The sequence below is a fragment of the Caulobacter endophyticus genome, from assembly GCF_003116815.1.
Lineage (GTDB): Bacteria > Pseudomonadota > Alphaproteobacteria > Caulobacterales > Caulobacteraceae > Caulobacter > Caulobacter endophyticus.
Genome location: NZ_QDKQ01000042.1, coordinates 1 through 22859 on the forward strand (window position 1 = coordinate 1; position 22859 = coordinate 22859).

Sequence of the window (22859 nt, forward strand, 5' to 3'; positions counted from 1 at the left end):
GAAAGGCTGGCCCTTGGGTTGAAACATCACCCGCGCCTCTGGCCCCTCCGAGACAAATGATGCGGCGGAGCGGTCGACGAAGCCGAAACGCTAAACAAACACACGGTCTCCAGGCTCCGCCCGGCCGCTCCGCGCCTCCCCGAACTAACGCGTGCGAACGCGGGAGACTGCGAAGTCGCGCCCAAAGATCCTCCCCCTGAAGGGGGAGGTGGCCCGGAGGGCCGGAGGGGGAAGTTCCTGATGAGGTCTGTTCACCCCCGACGCCGCAATCCCTTCCCCCTCAGTCGCTCCGCGACAGCTCCCCCTTCAGGGGGAGCAGCTTGAGGAAAGGGCCGGAGGGGGGGCAGTGCCCGTGGCGCCGGCGCCACACTCGTCACACCACAGCCACAAAATTTCGGTCGCCGAGTGGAGGTTTCCCCACGGTCCGCCGTCGAGGCGATTAGAACGCCGCGTCGAGGGGGCGCGGCGGAAGGGGATTTTTCGAACTTGTCCATGCGTAACACCCAACGCCGCCGGACCGTCCGCGGCCTGCTGCTGGCGTCCGCCGCCGTCCTGACCCTCGCTGGCCAGGCCGTGGCCCAGGACGCGCGCCATACCTTCAACATCCCGTCGCAGGACGCGGTGTCGGCGCTGCAGACCTACGCCAAGCAGACCGGCAAGCAGGTGCTGTTCCCCTACGAGGCCGCCACCGGCCGCAAGACCCCCGCCGTGACCGGCGACCTGTCGGACGCCGAGGCGCTGAAGCGCCTGGCCGACGCCGCCGGCCTGGTCGTCGCCTCCGACGACGGCAAGACCATCACCCTGCGCCCGGCGCAGGCCGCCCGCCCCCAGCCGGAAGCCGCCGCGACTGAAGCGGCTTCCGAACAAGTCGCCGAAGTCGAAGCCATCATCGTGGTCGGCAGCCAGATCGAAGGCGCCCGCACCACCGAAGCCCTCCCGGTCTCGATCGTGACCGAGAAGGACATCATCGCCACCGGCGCCGTCTCGGGCGACGAGCTGTTCCGCTCGATCCCGCAGGCCGGCGACGTGCAGTTCCAGGAAGCCCGCACCACCGGCAACCTGAACGACGCCCGCGGCGACGTCTCGTCGCTGAACCTGCGGAGCCTCGGCACCGGCAACACCCTGGCCCTGCTGAACGGCCGCCGCGCCGTGCTGCACCCGGGCACCCAGACCGAGAACCTGGTGCCGGTCCAGACCGTCAACACCAACGCCCTGCCCGTGGCCGGCGTCAAACGCGTCGAAGTGCTGCGCGACGGCGCCGGCGCCCTCTACGGCTCGGACGCCGTGGCCGGCGTGGTCAACACCGTGCTCGACACCAGGTTCCAGGGCCTGCGCGTCGAGGCCCAGGTCGGCGGCTCGGAAGGCACGGGCTACCGCGAAGGCACCGTCAACCTGAAGGCCGGCACGCGCCTGGAAGACGGCACCCGCCTGACCTTCTTCGGCTCGTACACCGCCCACAGCCGCATGATGGCCGACGAGCGCGACTACGCCGCCAGCGAGGATCACCGCGACCGTGTCGAGGGCACCCCCTGGGCAGGCAACACCAGCTTCGACAACCGCTCGACCTCCAGCCCCTGGGGTTCGTTCACGCTGATCCCGTCGTCGACGGTCGTCCGCCAGAACGGCGTGGCCCTGACCACCTCGGGCGTGTTCCACATCGAGCCGACGGCCAACACCGCCGCCGGCTGCAGCAGCGCCGCCCTGGCCGGCGACCTCTGCATCAGGTCGGGAACCATCACTGGCGCCGCCGACCGCGACCTGCGCTACGATGAGAACCCCCAGCGCACCCTCAAGGGCGGCCTGGAGCGGACCAACCTGTTCAGCACCGTCGAGCGCGACCTCGACAACGGCATGACCTTCTTTGGTGAAGCCGGCTACTACCACGCCCTGTTCACCGGCCAGCGCGAGCAGTCGGCGCCGATCTCCTCGGCCCCGATCAGCATCGCGGCCAACGCCTACTGGAACCCCTTCGGCCCGACCACCTTGGCCAACGGCAGCGCCAATCCCAACCGCTTGCCCGGCCTGACCGGCGTCGGCGCCTCGGGCGTGGCGATGAACATCACCACCTACCGCCCGGTGGACGCAGGTCCGCGCACCTACACCGTCACCGACGACAGCTATCGCCTGCTGGGCGGCCTGAAGGGCACGTTCGGCGAGGGCTGGAAGTGGGAGTCGGCCGCGCTCTATTCCTTCGCCCGTACGAAGGACAAGACGCACAACGCCATCAGCAGCACGCTCTTCCAGCAGGCGCTGAACCGCACGGACCAGACCGCCTACAACCCGTTCAACGGCGGTTCGCAGACCAACTGGTCGGGCGACGACACCACCCGCAACAGCCAGGCGACGATCAACTCGTTCCTGATCGACGTCTACCGCATCAGCGAGACCTCGCTGGCGATGTGGGACTTCAAGGTCTCCAAGAAGGACCTCTTCACCCTGCCGGGCGGCGACGTCGGCTTCGCCTCGGGCGTGGAGGTGCGCCGCGAGACCTACAAGGACGACCGTGACGACCGCCTGGACGGCACGACGACCTACACCAACAGCGTCACCGGCGTGACCTACGGCAGCGACGTCCTGGGGGCCTCCGGTTCGCCGGACATCAAGGGCGACCGGGTCATCAGCTCGGCCTTCGCCGAACTGGCCGTGCCGATCATCTCGCCCGAGATGAACATCCCGTTCGTCGAGGAAGTGACCCTGCAACTGGCCGCCCGCGACGAGTACTATTCGGACTTCGGCAATGTGCTGAAGCCGAAGGGCGCCCTGCTGTGGAAGGTCGGCCAGGGCCTGTCGCTGCGCACCTCGGTGTCGCAGAGCTTCCGCGCGCCGAACCTGCCGCAATTCTACAGCGAGGGCTCGACCGTCTCGAACGGCCGTCCCGACTACGCCTTCTGCCGGATCAACACCCCGACGGCCACGACCTGCGCCAGCACCTCGACGCTGGAAGTCCGCCAGGGCAACAAGGACCTGAAGCCGGAAGACGCCGACAACGCCTCGATCGGCTTCGTCTACCAGCCGAAGTTCATCCCGATCGAGTACGGCCGACTGACCCTGACGACCGACTTCTGGTCGATCCGGGAAAAGAACGTCATCGGCATCCTGGGCGGCTACAACCAGATCGCCTACGACCTGCTGCTGCGCCAGCAGGGCAGCTTCAACCCCAACGTCGTGCGTGACGCCCCGGTGGGCACGAACACCGTCGGCGCCATCTCGTACATCAGCGACACCTACATGAACCTGCAGCCGCGCGTGGTTCAGGGCGTGGACTTCTCGCTGGCCTACGACCTGGACGACACCCCCTGGGGCGACTTCGGCTTCAACCTGAACGTGGCCAAGCTGACCAAGTACGACCAGTCGGCCAGCCCGATCGAGCAGATCCTGCAGCAGGCCATCGCCAGCGGCGCCCTGGCGGGCCTGACGGTCTCGTCGGCCGGCAGCCAGATCAAGATGGACGGCTTCCCGGAATTCCGCGGCACGGCCAGCTTCACCTGGCGCAAGGACGGCTGGGGCGCGGGCGCCTTCGTCAACTATGTCGGCGAGACCTACGACACCGGCCCCGCCCAGGTGAACGGCCAGTACTTCCCGATCTCGGACTGGACCACGGTCAGCCTGTACGGCCAGTACGCGTTCAAGAGCGGCCAGTTCGACGGCTCGACCCTGCGGGTCGGCGTGCGCAACATCGCCGACAAGGATCCGCCGGTCACCTCGAGCAACTTCGGTTACTCGGGCGCCCTGCACAACTCCACCGGTCGCTACTGGTACATGAACATCTCCAAGCGGTTCTGATCATCGCCCGGAAGATGACTTGAGGAAGCCCGCCCGTCGCACGACGGGCGGGCTTTTCCGTGCCCGGAGCATGGCGCCGGGGATTTGCCGTGACCCGAAAGTCTTTTTGGGAAATATTCTTGCCCACGGCGACGAAGGGTTCGACGCCGGCCGAGTCGGGGCTCTTTGAAGATCATGTCGCGGGCGCGCACGCCTCCTCCTGCCGCGTGGGGTTACGCCCTGGCGGTCGCCGCCGCGGGCGCGGCCTTCGTTGTGCGCCTTCTGCTCGACAGCTGGTTCCCGCCCGGCTTTCCCTACCTGACCTTCTTCCCCGCGATCGTGGTGACCGCCTATTTCGCCGGGCGCGGCCCCGGAATTCTGTGCGCGGCGCTGTCGGGCCTTTGCGCCTGGTACTTCTTCATCCCGCCGTTCAACAGTTTCGCCTTCGACTTCGCGACGATGGTGGCGATCACGTTCTTCGTCTTCGTGGCGGCGGTCGACATCTTCTTCATCGACGGCATGCGCAAGGCCATGCGGCACCTGTCGCGGGAACGCGAGACCCAGGCGCAGCTGGCCCGCAGCCGCGACCTGCTCTATCGCGAAATGCACCACCGGGTGAGCAACAACCTGCAGATGGTCGGCGCCCTGCTGCGCCTGCAGTCGTCGGGCATGAAGGACGAGGACGCTCGCCACGCCCTGATCGAGGCTGGCGGCCGCATCGAGACCATCGCCAAAATCCAGCGCCAGCTGCACGACCAGACGGGCGAGCCGACCTCCTTCCGCGCCTTCGCCGAGGCCCTGCTCGACGACGCCGGCCAGGCCTTCGGGGCGCGCCACGCCGTACGCGTCGAGGGCGGCGAGGACCCGCTGCATCCCGAGCAGGCCACGCCGGTGACGCTGGTGATGCTGGAGTGCTTCAACAACGCCCTGGAACACGCCTTCAGCGCCGGGACCGACGGCCGCATCGTCGTGGCTCTGGAGCAGGAGGGCGCCAGCCACGTGCTGACCATCCGCGACAACGGCGCGGGTCCGCCGGCGGGTTTCGAGCCGTCCGCCTCCTCGAGCCTTGGCCTGCGCATCGTCCACGCCATGGCCCGCCAGCTGGGCGGGGCCTTCACCATGGCGCGGGTGGACGGCTGGACGGTGTGCCGGCTGAGCTATACGCGGGCGCCGGGCTAGCCGCAGCGCCTTTCGGCCGGAACGACAAGGCTCTAGGAAAGCGTCGTGACGCTCCGCCACCCCAGAAGGCCCCGCCCATGCCCCGTCCTGGCTCGCGCAACCTGATCACCGACGTCGAGGGCCTGCTTGTCGGCCATGCCCAGGACGAGGCCGTGGCCTCGGGCGTCACCGCCCTTCTCTGCCCCGACGCCTGGACGGCCGGGGTCGACGTGCGCGGCGGCGGGCCCGGCACGCGCGAGATCGACGTGCTGAGGCCCGAGAACAATTTCAGCAAGGCCCACGCCATCTGCCTGTCGGGCGGCTCGGTGTTCGGCCTGGGCGCGGCCGACGGCGTCGTGGCGGCGCTTTCGGCGTCGGGACGCGGCATCCGGCTGGCCCCGACCTCGCCGGCCATTCCGATCGTGCCGGCGGCCGTGCTGCACGACCTGGGCAACGGCGGCGACAAGGACTGGGGCCTGGATCCGCCCTATCGCTGGCTGGGCATCGAGGCTGCGGCCGCCGCCGACAAGGACTTCGCCCTGGGCGCGTTCGGCGCGGGCCTGGGCGCCATGGCGGGCCTCTCCAAGGGCGGGATCGGCAGCGCCTCGCTGGATCTGGGCGACGGCCTGGTCGTCGGCGCGCTGGCGGCGGTCAATCCGGTAGGCTCCGTGCGGATGGCCGACGGCGAGACCTTCTGGGCATGGCCCTGGGAGATCGACGGCGAGTTCGGCGGCAGGCGCCCTTCCCCGGATGCGACGACCGAGGCCCAGCCGATCCCCGAGGATTCCAAGCTGGCGGCGCTGGGCCGGCTTCAGGCGGGCGCCAACACCACCTTGGCCGTGGTGGCCGTCACCGCCGACCTGACGACGGCCGAGTGCACGCGGCTGGCGATGATGGCCCAGGACGGGCTGGCGCGGGCCATCCGGCCGGTCCACACCCCCTTCGACGGCGACGTTGTCTTCGCCCTGGCCTCGGGCGCCCAGAGCCTGGGTGAAGGCCCCGGACGGGCGATCGCGCTGGCGAGGCTGGGCTCGGCGGCGGCCGACACCCTGGCTCGAGCCATCGCCCGCGGCGCCTACGAGGCTCAGTCCTCGGTGACCGGAACCACTTCCGGCGGCGCGTCGGCTCCATAGAGCTGGACGGCGGCGGCTTCCAGCCGGCCCATCAGCCGCTTGAGGGTCGCCACCTCGCCCGGCGCCAGGCCGGCCAGCAGGGCGGCCTCGTAGGCCAGGGCCAGCGGGCGGATCTCGGCGAACAGCCGGCGGCCCGCGGCGGTGAGCTCCAGGGTGTGCGAACGGCGGTCGGTGCGGTTGGTGATGCGGGCCACCAGGCGACGCTCGACCAGATCCTGGGCCGCGCGGCTGACGCGCACCTTGTCCATGGCGGTGCGCGCCACGGCCTGGTGCTGGGTCAGCGGTCCCTCGATCAGGATCGACATTAGGCGCCACTGCGGGATCGACAGGCCGAAGCGGTCTTCGTAAGCCCGGGCGATCAGCCGGCTGACGGCGCTGGAGGCCGTCGCCAGGCGGTATGGCACATAGTCCGATAGCGACAGCTGTTCACTGGCGGCGTCCGGTGAACCCGGCGTCAGAGATGAGACCGTCGCGGCCATGCCCGTACCTTTCCTCCTGCTCCGGCCTGCGGCCCGCGAAGACGGAGCCGTCTCTACGCCGAATCACGCCCTGGCAACCCACCGCGAGCGCCCTTCGATCTGGCGCCGCGATGAAAACGCTCTCAATCACCCGCCCCGGACCGTGGCGGAAAGCGGGCGTTTCGCCCGTCGCATGAGCATACGCACCTAACCGCGCCCAACCAAGCGGCGCCTTCAGTGGCCGCCGTGATCCTCGTCATGGCCATGACCCGCCTTCGGCGCGGGCTCGGTGTGGGTCAGCTGCCTCTGGCAGCGCTCCAGCAGACGCAGGTTGTCGGGGCTGTTCCAGACGTCGGCGAACTCGACGACGGCCAGGCGCAGGCGGCGCATGTGCTCGCTCCACTCCAGCGGCGGTTCGGGCTTGTCGTGGGCCTCGTCCTCGTGGGGCTTGCCGTGGGCGTCCGCCCCGCAGGTGCAGGCGTGCGGCGCGGACGCGGCGGCCGCAGCGGGGACGGGTGCGCAGTTGGCGCTGACGATGACAGTCTGCTTGCTGCTGATCTTCACCTGCGGCGTGGCCAGGGCCAGTCCGCCGACGCTCACTGGCACGCAGCAGATCACGCACTGGCACGGCGCCGGCGCCTTGCAGGTTCCGCCATGCGGCTGCGCAGGCTTGCCATGGTCGTGCGGCTCTTCCCCTTTTGCCTGATGGGCGCAGGTGCAGGGCTTGTGGCCCCTCGGCTCGGGCTTGGCCTCAGGCTTGGGGAACTGGCCCCGGCAGGCCTTCTCCAGGCTCGTGAGCGCCTTGCCGCAGGCGGCGAACTCGATCAGCGCCCCGACCCGGGCCTCGACCTCGGCGACCAGCTCCTCGGCGCGGCGCAGCAGTTCGCCCGTCGGCGCGCTGGTGGCGGCCACGCAGCGGGCCAGGATCGCCTTGTGAATGGTCTTGGGCACGTCGCGCCACCGCTCGTCCCGGCCCTTGCGGCCAGTAAAGCGCCCCGCGCAGAAGGCCAAGGCCGCGACGGCCAGGGTGATCAGGGCGATGCCGGCCAGCAGGGTCGGATCGAAGATCGGGACCGGCGTCTCGACCGGAAACTCGGATTGATACACCCCACCCCTCCCGCATGCGCCGTTCGACGAGCAGCGTTACGGTTAACGCATGCGCGTGACGCTTGCACGGTGAAGGTTGAGGTCAGCGGCGGGAAATCACGCCTCGGGCTCGGGCGCCCTGGTCGTAGCGGCTCTCGCCGCCATAGACGGCGACTTCGCACAGGATGTCGCCGCCTTCCTGGGCGACCCACAGGTAGTTGCGCTCGACCTCGACATTGCGGCCGGCGGGCGAAATGCCGTCGAAGGTGTCTCCCCAGGGAATCACCTTCGACAGCTCGCGCCACGACAGGGTCATGGCCCGCGACAGCTCGTCGTCGGCCATGGCCTGCAGATCGGGATCGCTCACGCGGGTCTACTCGGCCGAGGCTTCGGCGTCGCGGTAGTAGGGCACGACCTCGCCTTGCAGCTTGATGGTCATGGCGTTGCCCTTACGGTCGACGGTCTTGCCGGCGGTCACGCGCACCCAGCCTTCGCTGACGCAGTATTCGTCGACATTGGTCTTTTCGACGCCCTTGAAGCGGATGCCCACGCCGCGCTCCAGCGCCTCGGCGTTGTAGTACGGGCTGTCGGGGTTGGCGGACAGGCGGTCGGGAGGCGTATCGCTCATCGGGTCGGCTTTCGAGATCTTTGGGGCGGGCTGGCCCGCCGAAGCGGGCGTGATACCGGCGAAAGCCCCGGATTCCAAGCCTCTAGAGCCGGTTGCTCACTCGGCGGCGTAGACCACCGGATGGACGTGGGCCCAAAGATGGGCGCGATAGGTCTCGAAACACTGCTCGCCGCAGATCAGCCGCATGACCGCGCCCTCGGCGATGTGGCGGGCGCAGGCCGGGTCGGCCGACACCAGCGGATGCAAGGCCTCGGCGTTCCAGGCCTTGGAATGCTCGATGTCGAGCTGGGCATGCAGGGCGAAGTACTTGCGGGCTTCCGGGGGCGCGCCCAGGCGCTTGAGGCCCGCATCCACGCAGGCGACGCGGGTCGGCGCAGTCAGTTCGACCACGCCCAGGGCACCGATCGACTGGTAGACGTAGCGACGCGTTGTGGCGAAGGCGGTCATCAGATTGGCCAGGCACAGCGATTGCCACAGCGTAGCGTCGATCGTCGGCGTCAGCTCGAACGTCTCGACGGTGCGCGCCAGCATCGGGCCATGCATGCCCGACGCCCTGCCCCGCCCCATTTCGTCCCAGTAGTTGCGAGCCAGCTCCAGCTTGGCGCGGTCGAGCACCTTTACCTGGGTCATGGCCACAAGGTCGTCGAAGCCGGCCTCGCCGGCAGCCTCCTGGGTCAGAAACCACTTGAGGTCCTCCATCGACGCCTGGCCTTCCAGCCAGTCGAACAGCGGATCCCATTGCCCCGGGCCATGGTCCTTCAGCGCCTCGAACCAGGCGACGAAGCCGTCTGGATCGGTTGGCGCGTCCTCGACCAGCGGCGCGATGTGGCTACGGAACTGCTCGATGAACGCCCCCTCGATCCGTTGCATGCGCAGGTCCTCGTCGAGGGCCTCGCGCCAGTCGGCCGAGGGCAAGGCCGGGGCCAGGCGACGATGGTTCCAATGGGCCAGACCCCGGTGCAGGGCCTCGGCGTCGGGAAACTGCGGGCTGAAGGCGCCCAGGCGCGACAAGCGTTCTCCGCCAAACACGATCACGAACTCCGGAAAGCTGAACGACTGCGATGAAGGCGGGAGGCTCCGCGCGGAGCCTCCCGAGGAAGATCAGCGCTCCGCGCCGCCGTCGCCGGTGCGGCCCGGCTCGATGGCGCCGGTTTCGACGCCGCCCGAGACGCCGTTGTTCAGTTCGTCGTCGCCCTCGACGCCTTCGCCTTCACGACGCTGACGGTCGGCCTGCTGGTTTTGCTGGCCAGGCTGGGTCTGCTGGGGATTCTGCTGCTGTTGCTGCGGCGAGCGGGTCTCGCCTTGCTGGTTCTGCTGTTCGACCTGCGGACGCTGGGCGTCGCCGGATTGCTGTTGCAGGCCTTGGTTGTTCGGGGTCTCGCCCATGTCGTGTCTTCCCTGATCATTGGCCGGCGCGGATGCGCCGACGGGAAGCAAACGAGCATTCCGCCCAGGTGTTCCTGGGTCGGAAAGCCGACGAACACCACCGAAAATCAATTACTTAAGCGAGGAACGCTTGGTCGTGTCGCGAGTTTGAGCCAGCTTTGCGGGCGGCTTTTCCAGGGCCTGGTAGACCCATTTGCGGGTCTCGGCGTCGAGGCCGGGACCGACCCCGCCCAGACGCTGGATCATGCCGACGAAGAAGAGGTCGTTGGCCGGGTCGATCCAGAACCAGGTGCCGGCGCTGCCGCCCCAGCTGATCGTGCCTGGGCCGACCGGCGCGCCCGAAGCCGCCGGGTCCACCGCCACGGCCACGTCGAGGCCATAGCCCATGCCCAGCGCGAAGGGGAAAGGCTTCTGCTGGCCGGGCTTGAGCACGCCGGACGTGCCGTCGGTGGTGACCTGGAAGCTGGGCGGCAGGTGGTTGAGCCGCATCATCGCCACCGTCTCCGGTTCGAGAATGCGTACGCCTTCCAGGTCGCCGCCGTTGAGGATCATCTGGGCGAAGCGGGCGAAATCCTTGGCGGTCGACAGCAGTCCCCCGCCGCCCGACGGCGCCGAGGGCGGCCTGGTGACGTCGCGCCAGCCGCCCTCGACGGCGGGCACGAGCTTCCCGGTCGCCGGATCAGCGTCATAGATCGCCGCGAGCCGCGCGGTCTTGTCGGCCGGCACCCAGAAGGCGGTGTCCTTCATCTTCAGCGGCTTGAAAATCCGCTGGCGCATGAACTCCGGCAGGGCCTGACCCGACAGGCGCTCGATGATCAGGCCCTGGATGTCGGCCGCGACGCTATAGCGCCACAGCTTGCCCGGCTCGGCGTACATCGGCAGGCTGGCGATCTTCTGCACCATCGAGAACAGCGAGTCCGACTGCAGCACGCCGGCCCGGTAATAGGCCTGGTCGGCATGGCTGCCCGGATCGTCGGCGATGCCGTAGGCGAAGCCGGCCGTGTGGGTCATCAGCTCGCGCATGGTCGGCGGGCGGCTGATCGGCGACAGGATCGGGCGGCCGGCGGCGTCGACGCCGTTGGCCACGCGCAGGCTCTCGAACTCGGGGATGAACTTGGTTACGGGGTCGTCCAGCTTCCAGCGGCCCTCGTCGTAGAGGATCAGCATGGCGACGCCCGTGACCGGCTTGGTCTCCGAACGAATGCGGAAGATGGCGTCGGCCGGCATGGCCTCGGGCAGGTCCAGCGCGCGCTTGCCGTAGGCGGTCTGGCTGACGACCTTGCCGTGACGGGCCAGCAGGGTGACGCCGCCGGCGATCTGGCCCTGGTCGACCAGGCGCTGCATGGTTTCGTCGACGCGCTTGAGCTTCTCGGACGAGAAGCCCACCGCCTCGGGCTTGGCGCGCGGCAGGGCGCCGGCCACCCCCGGATGGGCGGCGGTCAGGCCCAGGAACCCAGCCAGGGCCCCGATGGACTTGCGCCAGAAGCTCATGGGTCGACTTATCTCACAGAGGGTTTGGCGAGAGCATGGCGCCGAAACGTCGCGCCCGCTCTCGCATATCACATCACTTGGGACGGAAGCGCTTCTGGGTCGGGAAGCCCTTGGGCGCCAGCTTGCCGGCGCCGGCCCGGCGGCCGACGAAGGCCTGCCAGTCGGTCCACTCGCGACGGCGCAGGGCCGTGTCGATCCAATAGGCCCCGGTCTCGGCGTTGAACGACAGGCCGTCGCGCAGGCCGCCCTCGCGATAGGCCTGCAGCTTGACGCCCTTGCCGCGCGGCATTTCCGGCAGCTCTTCCAGCGGGAAGATCAGGATCTTGCCGTTGTCGCCCACCACCGCCAGCTGGTCGCCGACGGCCTCCAGGCAGAAGGCCGCGCCGGCGGCGTCGACCGTCAGCACCTGCTTGCCCGCCTTGCGGTTTGCCAGGGCCTCCTCCTCCGGCAGCAGGAAGCCGTAGCCCTGCTTGGAGGCCAGGATGCGCTTGCGGCCCGCCTTGAACGGGAAGACGTCGATGATCTTCACCTTGTCGTCGAGCTCGATCATCATCCGCACCGGCTCGCCGTGCCCCCGCGCCGACGGCAGGTTGGCGCAGCCCAGCGTGAAGAACCGGCCGTCCGAGGTGAACAGCAGCAGCTTGTCGGTCGTCTCGGCCGGCACCAGGAAGCCGAGCTTGTCGCCTTCCTTGAACTTCAGCTCGGACGGGTCTTCGATCTTGCCCTTGGCGGCGCGGATCCAGCCGCGTTCGGACAGGATGATGGTGATCGGCTCGCGCACGATCATCGCCTCGATGGCTGCATCGGCGTCGACCACCGGAGCCACGTCGAACACCGAGCGGCCAGTCACGCCCGTGGGGCGCGGCTTGTCCAGCGGATGCTTGATCTTGATCAAGGACGCCCGAACCTGGCGCAGACCCGTGCCGACCAGGTCCCACTGCTTCTTGTCGCTGGCCAGCATGGCCAGGATGCCGTCGCGCTCTTCCACCAGTTCGGCGTGCTCGCGGCGGATCTCCATCTCCTCCAGCTTGGCCAGTTGGCGCAGGCGGGTGTTGAGGATGGCGTCGGCCTGGATATCGCTGAGGGCGAAGGCCGCCATCAGCTTTTCCTTCGGCTTGTCCTCGTAGCGGACGATGCGGATCACCTCGTCGAGATTGAGGTAGGCGATCAGCAGGCCGTCGAGGATGTGAAGGCGGGCTTCGATCTTGGCCAGGCGGTGGCGGGCCCGGCGGGTCAGCACTTCGCGGCGGTGGGCCAGGAAGGCCATCAGGGCCTGCTTGATGCCCATGACGCCCGGCGTGCCGCGCGCGTCCAGCACGTTGATATTGACCGAGAAGCGGCTTTCGAGCGCCGAGAGCTTGAACAGGCTCTCCATCAGCACTTCGGGCTCGACGTTCTTGGACTTCGGCTCGAGGACCAGACGGATGTCCTCGGCGCTTTCGTCGCGGACGTCGCCCAGGAGGGCGGCCTTCTTGCTCTCGATCAGGTCGGCCAGTTGCTCGACCAGATCCGACTTCTTGACCTGGTACGGGATCTCGGTGACGACGATCTGGTAGGTCCCGCGGCCGGTCTCCTCGCGCTCCCACTTGGCGCGGGTGCGGATGCCGCCGCGGCCGGTCTCGTAGGTTTCCAGCAGGGACGCGGCCGGCTCGACGATGACGCCGCCGGTCGGGAAGTCCGGGCCCGGAACGCGCTCGAGGATGTCGGCGGTCGTGGCCTCGGGGTTGCTCAGCAGCAGCAGGCAGGCGTCGATCAGCTCGGCCGGATTGTGCGGCGGGATCGAGGTGGCCATGCCCACGGCGATGCCGGCCGAGCCGTTGGCCAGGAGGTTCGGGAAGCCCGACGGCAGAACCACCGGCTCCTCGTCCTGGCCGTCATAGGTCGGGCGGAAGTCGACTGCGTCCTCGTCGATGCCGTCGAGCAGAAGCGTCGCCGCCTCCGTCATCTTGCATTCGGTGTAACGCATGGCCGCGGCGTTATCGCCGTCGATGTTGCCGAAATTGCCCTGCCCCTCGACCAGCGGGATGCGCTGGGAGAAGTCCTGCGCCAAGCGCACCAGGGCGTCGTAGATCGACTGGTCGCCGTGAGGGTGGAAGTTACCCATCACCTCGCCGACCACCTTGGCGCACTTGCGCGCGGCGGCCTCGGGGTTCAGGCGCATGTTGCTCATGGCGTAGAGCACGCGGCGGTGCACCGGCTTCATGCCGTCGCGGACGTCGGGCAGCGCCCGCGAGCCGATGGTCGACAGCGCATAGGCCAGATAGCGCTTGGACAGCGCTTCGGTCAGCGGCTCTTCGAGGATGCGGTCGCCGTCGCCGGGACCGCCGGGGGGAGGAGTGACGGGCTTGTTCATCAATCAGATTCGTTTCGGCCCGACAGCCTAGCAGATATGCGCGGCTCGATTCGAGGCGCTGGCCGGGTTTTTGCGGCTTATCCGGCCGCGGGCGCCCCGAGAAAGGCCCCTGCCCGCTCGACAAGGTCGATCACCGCCTCTCCCTGCCAAACCTCGATGGTCTCGGCGCTGGCGTGGTCACGCAGCAGCGACAAGGCATGGCGCCGGTAGGCGTCTTCCGCCAGATCCTGGATATCGACTGCGGTGGCGACCTGGTTACCGGCCAAGCAGACGAACGTGTAGGTTTTCATCACAGCCCTCGCCGTGACCCTAACACGTCGTGCGGCGCCGTTGGTCGGGCAGCCGACGGATCACGGGATTGGGAACGGCCGTGTCACGCCTCGGCCGCTTCGCCGCTGCGGGCGGGCAAGGCCAGGGTTACGCGAAGGCCGCCCAGCGGCGCCCTCCCCAGGGTCAGGGCGCCGTCGTGCAGCTCGGCCAGCTCCAGCGCGATCGGCAGGCCAAACCCGTGCCCGGACCCGCGCTCGTCCAGGCGGCTGCCCGGCACCAGGGCGGCGGCGGCGGCCTCGTCGGTCAGGCCCGGACCGTCGTCGTCGATATCCAGCACCACACGGGCGCCTTCGCGACGGCCCGTAACCCGCACCGTGCGCTCGGCGAACTTCCAGGCATTGTCGAGCAGGTTGCCGGTCATCTCGTCGAAGTCCTGCGGATCGCAGGCCACATAAAGGTCGTCGGCCACGTCGAGCTCTGCCCGAACGCCGGCGGCGGCATGGATGCGCGACAGGGCGGCGACCAGATCGTCCAGCCGCGACCTGACCGGCAGGGCCGGACGGCCCGGCGCGCCCGGCGAGGCGGCGCGGGCGCGTCCCAGGTGATGGCCGATGGCGCCGTCGATCTGGGCGATCAGGCTGGCCAGACTGCCGTCAGGGTCTCTCCCCGGCTCGGCCAGGCGCACGGCCAGGGTGGCCAGCGGGGTCTTGAGGCCATGGGCCAGGTTGGAGACGTGACTGCGCGCCTTCGCCAGCGCCTGCTCATTGTGGTCCAGCAGGGCGTTGAGTTCGGCGACCACCGGCTCCAGCTCGCGGGGCTGCTTGTCGTCGATCCGGCGCTGCTCGCCCTCCCTCACGGCGGCCAGCGAGGCGCCCAGCTTGCGCAGGGGCCTGAGGCCCAGCTCCAGTTGGCCGATCATCGCCGCCAGCAAGCCCACGCCCAGCACGCCCAGCGACAGCAGCAGCGGCCGCAGGCCCTCGTCTCGCATGCGGTCGCGGATGTAGCGCGGCGCGCCTGCGGTGACCGTCACCGGCCCACGGCTGGTGCTGATCGTCAGGGTGCGGAAGTAGAAGCTTTCATTCCAGCCGCTGCGCGAGCGCCAGCGGCGGGATTCCTTCAGCGGCGCGGTCGGCGGCTTGTCGGGGCGCATCTCGCGCTGGGGCATGCGGTCACGGTCCGGTCGGGGCCAGGGCGGCGGCCCCTCTCCCTGCCTGGGCTCGACCGAGGCCACGGTCTGCGAGCGCAGCACGCCCGCCGGTCCCTTCACCACCCAGGCCCAGCCCGCGCCGCGACGGATGAACGGACCGACCGACTGAATGCGGTCCTGGTCCAGCGAACCGTCGGACTTCACCGCCCGGGCCAGCACCGAAATCTGCGATTCCAGGCTGGCGTCGACGTTGCGGCGGACGAACTGGTCCAGCGTCGGCCGGATGGTCAAGGCCGCGAGCACCACCGCCACGATGGTGAACAGCACGCCGCTGAGCAGTAGCCGCGCACGGATGGAGTTCAGCGGACCGCTCACGCCGCCCCCGCCGTCAGGCGATAGCCGCGACCGCGCACGGTCTCGATCATCTCATGGCCGATCTTGCGCCGCAGCCGGCCGACGATGACCTCCAGCGAGTTGGAATCCCCGCCCGCGTCGCCCTCGTAGGCCTGCTCCAGGATATCCATCCGCTCGACCACCACCTCCTTGCGCAGGATCAGGCACGACAGCACCCGCCACTCGAAGCTGGTCAGCTTCAGCGGCATGCCGTCGAACTCGAAGCCGCCCATCTGGGCGTCGAAGGTCAGACGGCCGCAAACGATGCGCGGGCCGTGATGGCCCGCCGAGCGGCGAACCAGGGCGCGCAGGCGCATGACCAGCTCCTCCACACGGAACGGCTTGGTCAGGTAGTCGTCGGCGCCGGCCTTGAAGCCCTCGACCTTCTCGGTCCAGCCATAGCGAGCGGTGAGGATCAGCACGGGCAGAGGCCGGTTCTGGGACCGCCAGCCCCGCAGCACCGAAAGGCCGTCCTGCTTGGGCAAACCAAGGTCGAGCACGGCGGCGGCGTAGGTTTCTGTGGCGCCCAGGTGCGCGCCGGTCTCGCCGTCGGCGGCGATATCCACCGCGAACTGCTCTTCGCGCAGGGCCAGGGCTATGCTTTCGGCCAGCGGCGCGTCGTCTTCGACCAACAGGATGCGCATCCGCAATTCTTTAGCCGACGAACCCAAACCGAACCTGAACCAGTTCGTTCAGGCTACGTCGAGGTTGCTTGCGTTACAGAGGCTGCAATCGAGGGATTCGGTTCGAGATTTGGGGATTGGAATGACGAGGAAGATGGCCCTTCTGGCGGGTCTGCTGGGCTGCATCACGCCAACGATGCTGCATGCCCAGGAAACAGCCCAGCCGACCCAGAGCCCGCGCCAGTCCGCCCAGCAGGTTCCGTCCGACGCCGATCTCGACACCGAGGTCGAGGGCATCGTCGTCACCGGTCAGCGCCAGTACGGCGCGGTGATCGGCGACATCCAGCCGGAAACCACCTTCAACGCCGCCGACGTGCGCTCGCTGGGCGTGAGCTCGGTGACCGAACTCCTGTCGGAGCTGTCGGCCCAGACCGCCAGCGCCAGCGGCGGCGCGCCAGTCGTGCTGCTGAACGGCCGGCGCATCTCGGGCATGGGCGAAATCCGCGACATCCCCACCGAAGCCATCCAGCGCGTCGAGATCCTGCCCGAGGAAGTGGCCCTGAAGTACGGCTATTCGGCCGACCAGAAGGTGGTCAACGTCGTGCTGCGCCAGCGCTTCCGCGCCCGCACCGGCGAGATCAGCATAGCCCCGCCCACCGACGGCGGCCAGACCACCGAGCAGATCGATTCCAGCACGCTGCGTCTCAACCGCCAGGGCCGCCTGAACACCGCGTTCAAGTACGCCCATAGCGACAAGCTGCTGGAAAGCGACCGCGACATCATCTCGCGCTCGGCCAGCAACAATTACGTCGGCGACGTCACGCCCTTCCGCACGCTGCGTCCGCGCACCGACAGCCTGTCGTTCAACACCGTCTACAACCGCGTGCTGGAGAACGGGATCTCGGCCACGGTCAACGGCAGCCTGTCCTACGACCAGAGCCAGTCGCTGTCGGGCCTGGCCCGAGCTGAGTTCGACGTTCCGGCGGCCAGCCCGTTCTCGGTGTCGGGCGCCGACGAGACGGTCTATCGCTACCTGACCGACCTGGGGGCCATGGAGCAGTGGAGCCGCTCGTACAACGCCCATGCCGGCTTCACCCTCGACGGCGCGATGAAGTCCTGGCGCTGGAACCTGACCGGCAACTACGACCACGACGAAAGCCGCACCAGCACCGACCGCAACCCCACCGTCGACGAGCTGCAGGATCGGCTGGACGCCCTGGACCCGACCTTCGATCCTCGCGGGGGCCTGCCCACCGGCAGCTTCATCAAGGACCGCGCCAGCTCGACCAACGACACGATCAACACCCAGCTGGTGATGAACGGCGCCCTGACGCGCCTGCCGGCCGGCGACATCTCGACCAGCGTCAAGCTGGGGGCCGAAGGCGCCTGGGTCGATTCCTGGTCGCGCCGCAGCGGCGTGGAGAGCAGCGTCGACCTGTCGCGCGGCACGGCCAACGCCCAGGTCAGCTTCGACGTGCCGATCACCAGCCGGAAGAACAACTTCATGGCCAAGGCCGGCGACCTGTCGGCCAACCTGAACCTGTCGGTCAACCAGCTGTCGGACTTCGGAACCCTGACCTCGATCGGCTATGGCCTGAACTGGTCGCCGATCAAGCCGGTCAGCTTCATCGTCTCGATGAACAACCAGGAAAACGCGCCCAGCATGTCGCAGCTGGGCGGCGCGCAGGTCACCACGCCCGACGTGCAGGTGTTCGACTACGTGCGTGGCGAAAGCGTGCAGATCATCCGCCTGAGCGGCGGCAATCCCGACCTGAAGGCCGAGGAGAAGAAGGTCCTGCGGGTCGGCGTAACCCTCAAGCCGCCGGTGGTCGAGGGCCTGTCGATCAACGCCAACTACACCCATTCGCGCACCGACAATCCGATTTCGTCTTTCCCCAGCGCCACGGCGGCGACCGAGGCGGCGTTCCCCGACCGCTTCTTCCGCGAGGACCCGACGGTGGACGATCCCGTCGGCCGCCTGATCCGCATCGACGCGCGTCCGGTGAACTTCGCCAAGCGCGAAAGCGACCAGATCCGCTGGGGGCTGAACTTCAACCGCCAGATCGGCAAGACCCCGCCGCGCCCGACCCCGACGCCCGAGGAGATGCAGCGCTGGCGCGACCGCCAGGGCCAGGGCGAAGGACGCGGCGAAGGCCGTCGCGGCCAGGACGGCCAGGCGACGAGCAGCCAGCAGCCCCAAGCTCAGACCCAGGGCCAGACCACGGCTCAAGCCCAGACGACCGAAGGCGCCCAGCCTCCGGGGATGGACCTGCTGCAGGGCGCCATGCGCCAGGGCGGCGAGCGTCGCGGCGGCGATCAGCCGGCTAGCGGCGACAACGCCCAGCCTTCGTCGGACGGGTCACGTCCGGGCGGAGACCAGGGCGGTCCCGGCGGCGGCCCGGGCGGCGGCTTCGGTGGGCCTGGCGGCGGCGGCGGCTTCGGCGGTCGCGGTCCCGGCGGCGGTTTCGGCGGCCCCCCTCCCGGCTTCGGTGCGGCGCGCCTGCAACTGGGCCTCTTCCACACCGTGCGCCTGCGCGACCGGATTTACATCACCGACGGCGGAACTCCGCTCGACCTGCTGGACGGCGACGCCCTGGGCAACAGCGGCGGCTCGCCCCGCCACGAGGTCGAGGCCCAAGCCGGCCTCACCAAAAACGGCATGGGCATGCGCCTGACGGCCAACTGGCGCAGCGCCACCGAGGTGACCGGCGGCACGACGGGCAGCTCGACCGGCGCCCTCAAGTTCTCGGACCTGACGACGGTGAACCTGCGCCTGTTCGCCAACCTGGGCGCCCGTCGCGAACTGGTGGCCAAGTATCCGGTGCTGCGCGGCACGCGGGTGACCTTCGGCGTCACCAACCTGTTCGACGAGAAGCAGGAGGTGCGCAACGCCGCCGGCGGCACGCCGATCACTTACCAGGAAGACTATCTCGACCCGCTCGGCCGCAGTGTGAAGCTGAGCGTGCGCAAGGTGTTCTTCTAGGAAAGGACGGCCGGGGCGGACTCTACAGCCGCCCCGCCTCGCCCAGCCGGTCCAGCAGCCACATGCGAGCCGGCGGCAGCGGACGGTTGAGCGGACCGAATACGAACTGCTCCAGGAAATGGCCGGTGATGTCGAGGCCGGCCTTGACGTCGCCTTCGCTCAAGCCCCCCTGCGACGACAGCAGGAACGGCGGCAGCGACAGAAGCTTGTCGTGATAGGGCGCGCCGGCCTTACGGCTGACGGCCCGCCCGGTGCGGGGGCTGACATAGACCAGGTCGTCGACGTCGCCGGTGGCCGCGCATTTAGACAGATCCAGGCCAAAGCCCAGGTCCTGTAGCAGGCCCGCCTCGTAGCGCACATAGACCGCCGGCCAGATGTCGGGGATCTCCAGCACCCGGATCAGGGTCTCCAGCGCCAGAAACGCGCCCGGATGCGGCTCGCGCTCAGGCAAGGCCCCGGCGGCGACGGCGGCGGCCGATTGCAGGCCGGCCAGGGCCAGGCGGTCGTCGAACAGCGAAGACGGCCCCTCCCCCATCGGCTCCAGCTGGGCAGAGCCCATCTGGTCGGCGACCCGCGCGCGATAGCGGGCGATCACCCGTGCGCCCGCCTGCAGGAACGGCTTCATCCGCCGCGAGGCCGCGCCGGCCACGTGGGCGACGAACTTGCCTCGATCCTGCGTCAGCAGTTCGACGATGGCGCCGGTTTCGCCGTGCGCCCGCGCCGACAGCACGAAGGCGTCATCTTCCCACTCCATCATCAGGGCAGCTCCACTAGGACGGCGCCCCCCAGCCGACCACCTTCTCCAGCACCGGACGCCAGTCGGGTTCGACCGGCAGGCCGATGACGTCGCGCAGCACCGCTTCCAGCTCGTCGAGCGGAAGGTCGCGCTGCTCAACCAGGCCGCCGGAAGCATCGCGGTGGGTCAGGCGGTTGTTCTTCAGCGCAAAGCGGTCCGTCGGTGTCGTTCGGCCTACCGTCATGCTCCAGGTGAAGTGCGAACTGGGGTGGGTGTAGGTGAAGAAGTTGGCCTGCTCGTAGTCGACCGCCGCCAAGGCGCCCTGGGCCACCTGGTAGAGCGGCGCCCAGCGCCCCGACAGGTCGGCCTGAACCTGACGCTCGGCCACGCCGTCGTGCATGGCGTCGACGATGCGGAAGGGCCCGTTGGGACTGGACTGCTGGCCCTCGCTGAACAGCCGCAGCGGCGCGGTCAGCACGCAGCCGCCGAACCCGACGTCGGCCAGCCAGGTCTCGCCGTCGATCGTCACGCCCAGCACCTGATGCGAACGCGGACGCGGCGGCGCCCCCTCCGGCGCCATCCACAGCACCCGCGCCATCAGGCCTTCGACCTCGAAGCCCAGAGCTGCCAGCACGCGCTTGAGCAGGCTGTTCTGCTCGTAGCAGTAGCCGCCGCGGCCGGCGGTCAGGAGCTTGGCGTCGACATCGGCCGGAGCGATGCTGATCCCCCGGCCCAGAAGCACGTCGAGGTTCTCGAATGGAATGGCGTCGGGGTGCTTCTGGCAGATCGCCCGCAAAAGCTGGAGCGTCGCCGCGCGGGGGCCGTCATAGCCGATGCGCGCGAAATAGGCGTCCAGGTCAACGCCGGGGGACGCGGGCGAGGCGGGAGAGTGGTCTGCGGGACGCAACGGGGCTGGCCTTCTTTGGCTCGGATCCGCTCAAAGGCTGCCGCCGGTCGGCGAAGTCAAGCCCGCCCGCTCGCCTCCCAGGCGACCATGAGTTGAGCGAAACGGCGACGCTTGCTAGCAGCATGCAGGCGCCTTCAGTTCGGCGCTGGGGGACATGCCATGACCGAAGCCTTCACCGGATACGCGCCGCGCCGCCGCCCCAAGCCGCCGATCACCTGGCCGGCCTTCATGATCGTCGCCATCGCCGCGGCGGCCGGCGCTATCGCCTACGGCCAGGTCTATGGTCCACAATTCTCGTCCGGCTTCTCGTCGAGCGCCCTGACCGCGGCCTTCAACGCCGCGCTAATCCCGACCATCCTCGGAACGCTCGGGTTCTGGTGCCTTCTGTATTTCGGCTATGTTCGCTGGAAGCACGAAGCCCGCGGCCCTGCCTATTTCAACGGCCTGCTGGCGATCATCTTCCTGTGCCTCTTCCTCAGCCCCTTCGCCCGTCATCAGATCGAGGTCTACAAGGCCGGCGACGTGAAGGGCATGGAAGCGGCCGTGGCCAAGGTCAATGCCCGCGCAGTGGCGGAGGAGCATGCGGCGCGCGCCGATCTCACCAAGGCGCTGGACGCCTGCGCCCGAGAGATCCGGCTGGATCCCGAGGTGCTGCTGACGCCGGGCGACCGCCGCGCCGCCCGCGAACGCATCGCCGTGGCCCGCGCCGCCGCCGAGGTCTATCACGCCGGCTATGCCCAGCGCCTGGCCAAGGCTCGGGACGCCTTCGTCACCGCCGTCGACCAAGCCGACGTCTCCGAAGAAGTCGCCGCCCGCAAGATCGCCGACTTCGACGACTCCGCGAAGTTGCAGGTGCATCGCAGCGCCAAGATCCAGGAATGGGAGCAGGCCCTGTTTGACGAGGCCGAGGCCGGCATCGCCGCCCTCAGCCGCTCGCCCTGGCGGCCCTACGGCGACACCCAGCTGCTGTTCGACAGCCGCGCCGACGGGGAGGCCTTCATCCTGGCCCAGCGCGAAGCCGGCGACCTGCGACTGAAGCTTCAGTCGCTGACCGCCGGGACCGCAAACGTAGTCATTACCGACGAGCCGATGATCCCGCAGACGCGTCCGCGCAGACCGGTGGCCGACGTCTACGGCTAGACGTCGAAATCGAGGCCCATGTCGCTGAACAGGCCGCGCTCCTCGGCCCAGTTCTCCTTGACCTTCACGTGCAGGAACAGGTGCACCTTGCGGTCCAGGATGTCCTGCAGTTCCTCGCGCGAGGCCTGGCCGATCCACTTCAGCACCTGGCCGCCCTTGCCCAGGACGATGGCGCGCTGGCCCTCGCGCTCGACATAGATGGTCTGCTCGATGCGGGCGCTGCCGTCGGCGCGTTCCTCGAACGCGGTGGTCTCGACCGAGGCCGCATAGGGCAGTTCCTCGTGGACGCGCAGATAGATCTTCTCGCGGGTGATCTCGGCGGCCAGCAGGCGGGCCGGCAGGTCGGCCGTCTGGTCTTCCGGATAGAGCCAGGGGCTCTCCGGCATCATCGAGGCCAGCTTGGCGGTCAGGTCGTCGACGCCCGCGCCGGTCTCGGCGCTGATCATGAAGACGTCGGTATAGACGCCGGTATCGAAGAAGTCCTTGGCCACGGCCAGCAGCGTGTCGCGCTTGACGCCGTCGATCTTGTTGAGCGCCAGGATCACCTTGCGGCCGCTCTCCTTGAGCGCCTCGATGATGGTCTGGACGTCCTGCACGGCGCGGTGCTCGGCCGGGGTGGCGTTGCGGGCGCGGTCGGCCAGCTCGGCCTGCACGTCGACGAGATGGACGGTGACTTCGGCTTCTTCCGAGCCGGCCCAGGCCGAGCGCACCATGGCGCGGTCGAGGCGGCGGCGCGGGCTGAAGATTCCGGGGGTGTCGACGAGGACGATCTGGGTGTCGCCGGCCAGGGCGACGCCGCGCACGGGAAAGCGGGTCGTCTGCACCTTCTGGGTGACGATCGAGACCTTGGCCCCGACCATGCGGTTGACCAGGGTGGACTTACCGGCGTTCGGCGCACCGATGATGGCGGCGAACCCGGCGCGGGTATTGGAGGTGTTTTCAGTCATTGGGCGTGCGTGTAGCACAGCAGCGGCGAAAATCCTCCCCCCGAAGGGGATGGTGTCGCCGCAGGCGACGGAGGGGGAAGAAAACCCTCCGCCGACGCAACCTCTTCCCCTTTGACCGCTTTCGCGGCCACCTCCCCCTTCGGGGGAGTGTTGCGAAATTAGCCGATTGTGATTCCCTGGGTTTAGTACGGGGAGGCCAGGCATGGCGGTGAAGCAGACGGGTCAGTTCAGTTTCGCCGAGGCGCTGATGCCGGTGGG

At 68.9% G+C, this 22859-nt stretch carries 19 protein-coding genes; 5 read left to right on the forward strand and 14 right to left on the reverse strand.

Annotated elements, in window-relative coordinates; translation table 11 throughout:
- The first annotated feature begins 492 nt into the window (after positions 1-492).
- The 3 genes from DDF67_RS12120 to DDF67_RS12130 all read left to right on the forward strand — a co-directional run bounded on the left by DDF67_RS12120 (position 493) and on the right by DDF67_RS12130 (position 6053).
- Complete coding sequence (locus DDF67_RS12120; protein WP_109101154.1) at positions 493-3783, forward strand: TonB-dependent receptor; 3291 nt, start codon at positions 493-495, stop codon at positions 3781-3783.
- 174 nt (positions 3784-3957) lie between these two features.
- Positions 3958-4941: a sensor histidine kinase gene (locus DDF67_RS12125; protein WP_109101167.1), complete on the forward strand. Its 984-nt coding sequence runs from the start codon at positions 3958-3960 to the stop codon at positions 4939-4941.
- 77 nt (positions 4942-5018) lie between these two features.
- A complete protein-coding gene (locus DDF67_RS12130) occupies positions 5019-6053 on the forward strand; it encodes a P1 family peptidase (protein WP_109101155.1) in 1035 nt (344 codons plus the stop codon).
- Here the strand turns inward: DDF67_RS12130 and DDF67_RS12135 are convergent.
- From DDF67_RS12135 to DDF67_RS12185, 11 genes are all read right to left on the reverse strand, one after another.
- A complete protein-coding gene (locus DDF67_RS12135) occupies positions 6005-6532 on the reverse strand; it encodes a MarR family winged helix-turn-helix transcriptional regulator (protein WP_109101156.1) in 528 nt (175 codons plus the stop codon). The genes DDF67_RS12130 and DDF67_RS12135 overlap by 49 nt on opposite strands.
- A gap of 213 nt (positions 6533-6745) precedes the next feature.
- The gene (locus DDF67_RS12140) at positions 6746-7618 is read right to left on the reverse strand and encodes a hypothetical protein (protein WP_109101157.1); all 873 of its coding nucleotides are present in this window, start codon (positions 7616-7618) and stop codon (positions 6746-6748) included.
- An 82-nt stretch (positions 7619-7700) separates the two neighbouring features.
- Positions 7701-7940, reverse strand: coding sequence for a hypothetical protein (locus tag DDF67_RS12145; RefSeq protein WP_109101168.1), 240 nt, complete (start codon positions 7938-7940; stop codon positions 7701-7703).
- A 30-nt stretch (positions 7941-7970) separates the two neighbouring features.
- A complete protein-coding gene (locus tag DDF67_RS12150; protein WP_058350490.1) occupies positions 7971-8225 on the reverse strand; it encodes a DUF3297 family protein in 255 nt (84 codons plus the stop codon).
- Positions 8226-8321: 96 nt separating this feature from the next.
- On the reverse strand, positions 8322-9236 hold the full coding sequence (locus tag DDF67_RS12155; RefSeq protein WP_233247633.1) for an iron-containing redox enzyme family protein: 915 nt from the start codon (positions 9234-9236) through the stop codon (positions 8322-8324).
- Positions 9237-9326: 90 nt separating this feature from the next.
- On the reverse strand, positions 9327-9611 hold the full coding sequence (locus DDF67_RS12160; protein ID WP_109101158.1) for a hypothetical protein: 285 nt from the start codon (positions 9609-9611) through the stop codon (positions 9327-9329).
- A 111-nt stretch (positions 9612-9722) separates the two neighbouring features.
- The gene (locus DDF67_RS12165; protein ID WP_109101159.1) at positions 9723-11102 is read right to left on the reverse strand and encodes a serine hydrolase domain-containing protein; all 1380 of its coding nucleotides are present in this window, start codon (positions 11100-11102) and stop codon (positions 9723-9725) included.
- A gap of 73 nt (positions 11103-11175) precedes the next feature.
- Positions 11176-13455: a DNA topoisomerase IV subunit A gene (gene parC / locus DDF67_RS12170; protein ID WP_109101160.1), complete on the reverse strand. Its 2280-nt coding sequence runs from the start codon at positions 13453-13455 to the stop codon at positions 11176-11178.
- Positions 13456-13532: 77 nt separating this feature from the next.
- Positions 13533-13745: a hypothetical protein gene (locus DDF67_RS12175; protein WP_109101161.1), complete on the reverse strand. Its 213-nt coding sequence runs from the start codon at positions 13743-13745 to the stop codon at positions 13533-13535.
- An 83-nt stretch (positions 13746-13828) separates the two neighbouring features.
- Complete coding sequence (locus tag DDF67_RS12180) at positions 13829-15247, reverse strand: ATP-binding protein (protein ID WP_109101162.1); 1419 nt, start codon at positions 15245-15247, stop codon at positions 13829-13831.
- Positions 15244-15909 (reverse strand): response regulator, encoded by a 666-nt coding sequence (locus DDF67_RS12185; RefSeq protein WP_109101163.1) that lies wholly within the window; start codon positions 15907-15909, stop codon positions 15244-15246. Before DDF67_RS12185 ends, DDF67_RS12180 begins: the two co-directional genes overlap by 4 nt.
- Before the next feature lie 121 nt (positions 15910-16030).
- Between DDF67_RS12185 and DDF67_RS25540 the strand changes: the two genes are divergently transcribed.
- Positions 16031-18871 carry a TonB-dependent receptor gene (locus tag DDF67_RS25540; protein ID WP_158278040.1) on the forward strand — a complete coding sequence of 947 codons (2841 nt, stop codon included), beginning with the start codon at positions 16031-16033 and terminating at the stop codon, positions 18869-18871.
- Positions 18872-18893: 22 nt separating this feature from the next.
- On the opposite strand, the gene recO is transcribed toward DDF67_RS25540, so the two are convergent.
- Positions 18894-19625, reverse strand: a complete 732-nt coding sequence (gene recO, locus DDF67_RS12195) for a DNA repair protein RecO (protein ID WP_109101170.1) — start codon at positions 19623-19625, stop codon at positions 18894-18896.
- A 16-nt stretch (positions 19626-19641) separates the two neighbouring features.
- A complete protein-coding gene (locus DDF67_RS12200) occupies positions 19642-20514 on the reverse strand; it encodes an arylamine N-acetyltransferase family protein (protein WP_109101164.1) in 873 nt (290 codons plus the stop codon).
- Positions 20515-20673: 159 nt separating this feature from the next.
- Between DDF67_RS12200 and DDF67_RS12205 the strand changes: the two genes are divergently transcribed.
- Positions 20674-21654 (forward strand): hypothetical protein, encoded by a 981-nt coding sequence (locus tag DDF67_RS12205; protein ID WP_109101165.1) that lies wholly within the window; start codon positions 20674-20676, stop codon positions 21652-21654.
- Here the strand turns inward: DDF67_RS12205 and era are convergent.
- A complete protein-coding gene (era, locus tag DDF67_RS12210) occupies positions 21651-22601 on the reverse strand; it encodes a GTPase Era (protein WP_109101166.1) in 951 nt (316 codons plus the stop codon). The two genes, DDF67_RS12205 and era, sit on opposite strands and share 4 nt — an antisense overlap.
- Between the last annotated feature and the right edge of the window lie 258 nt (positions 22602-22859).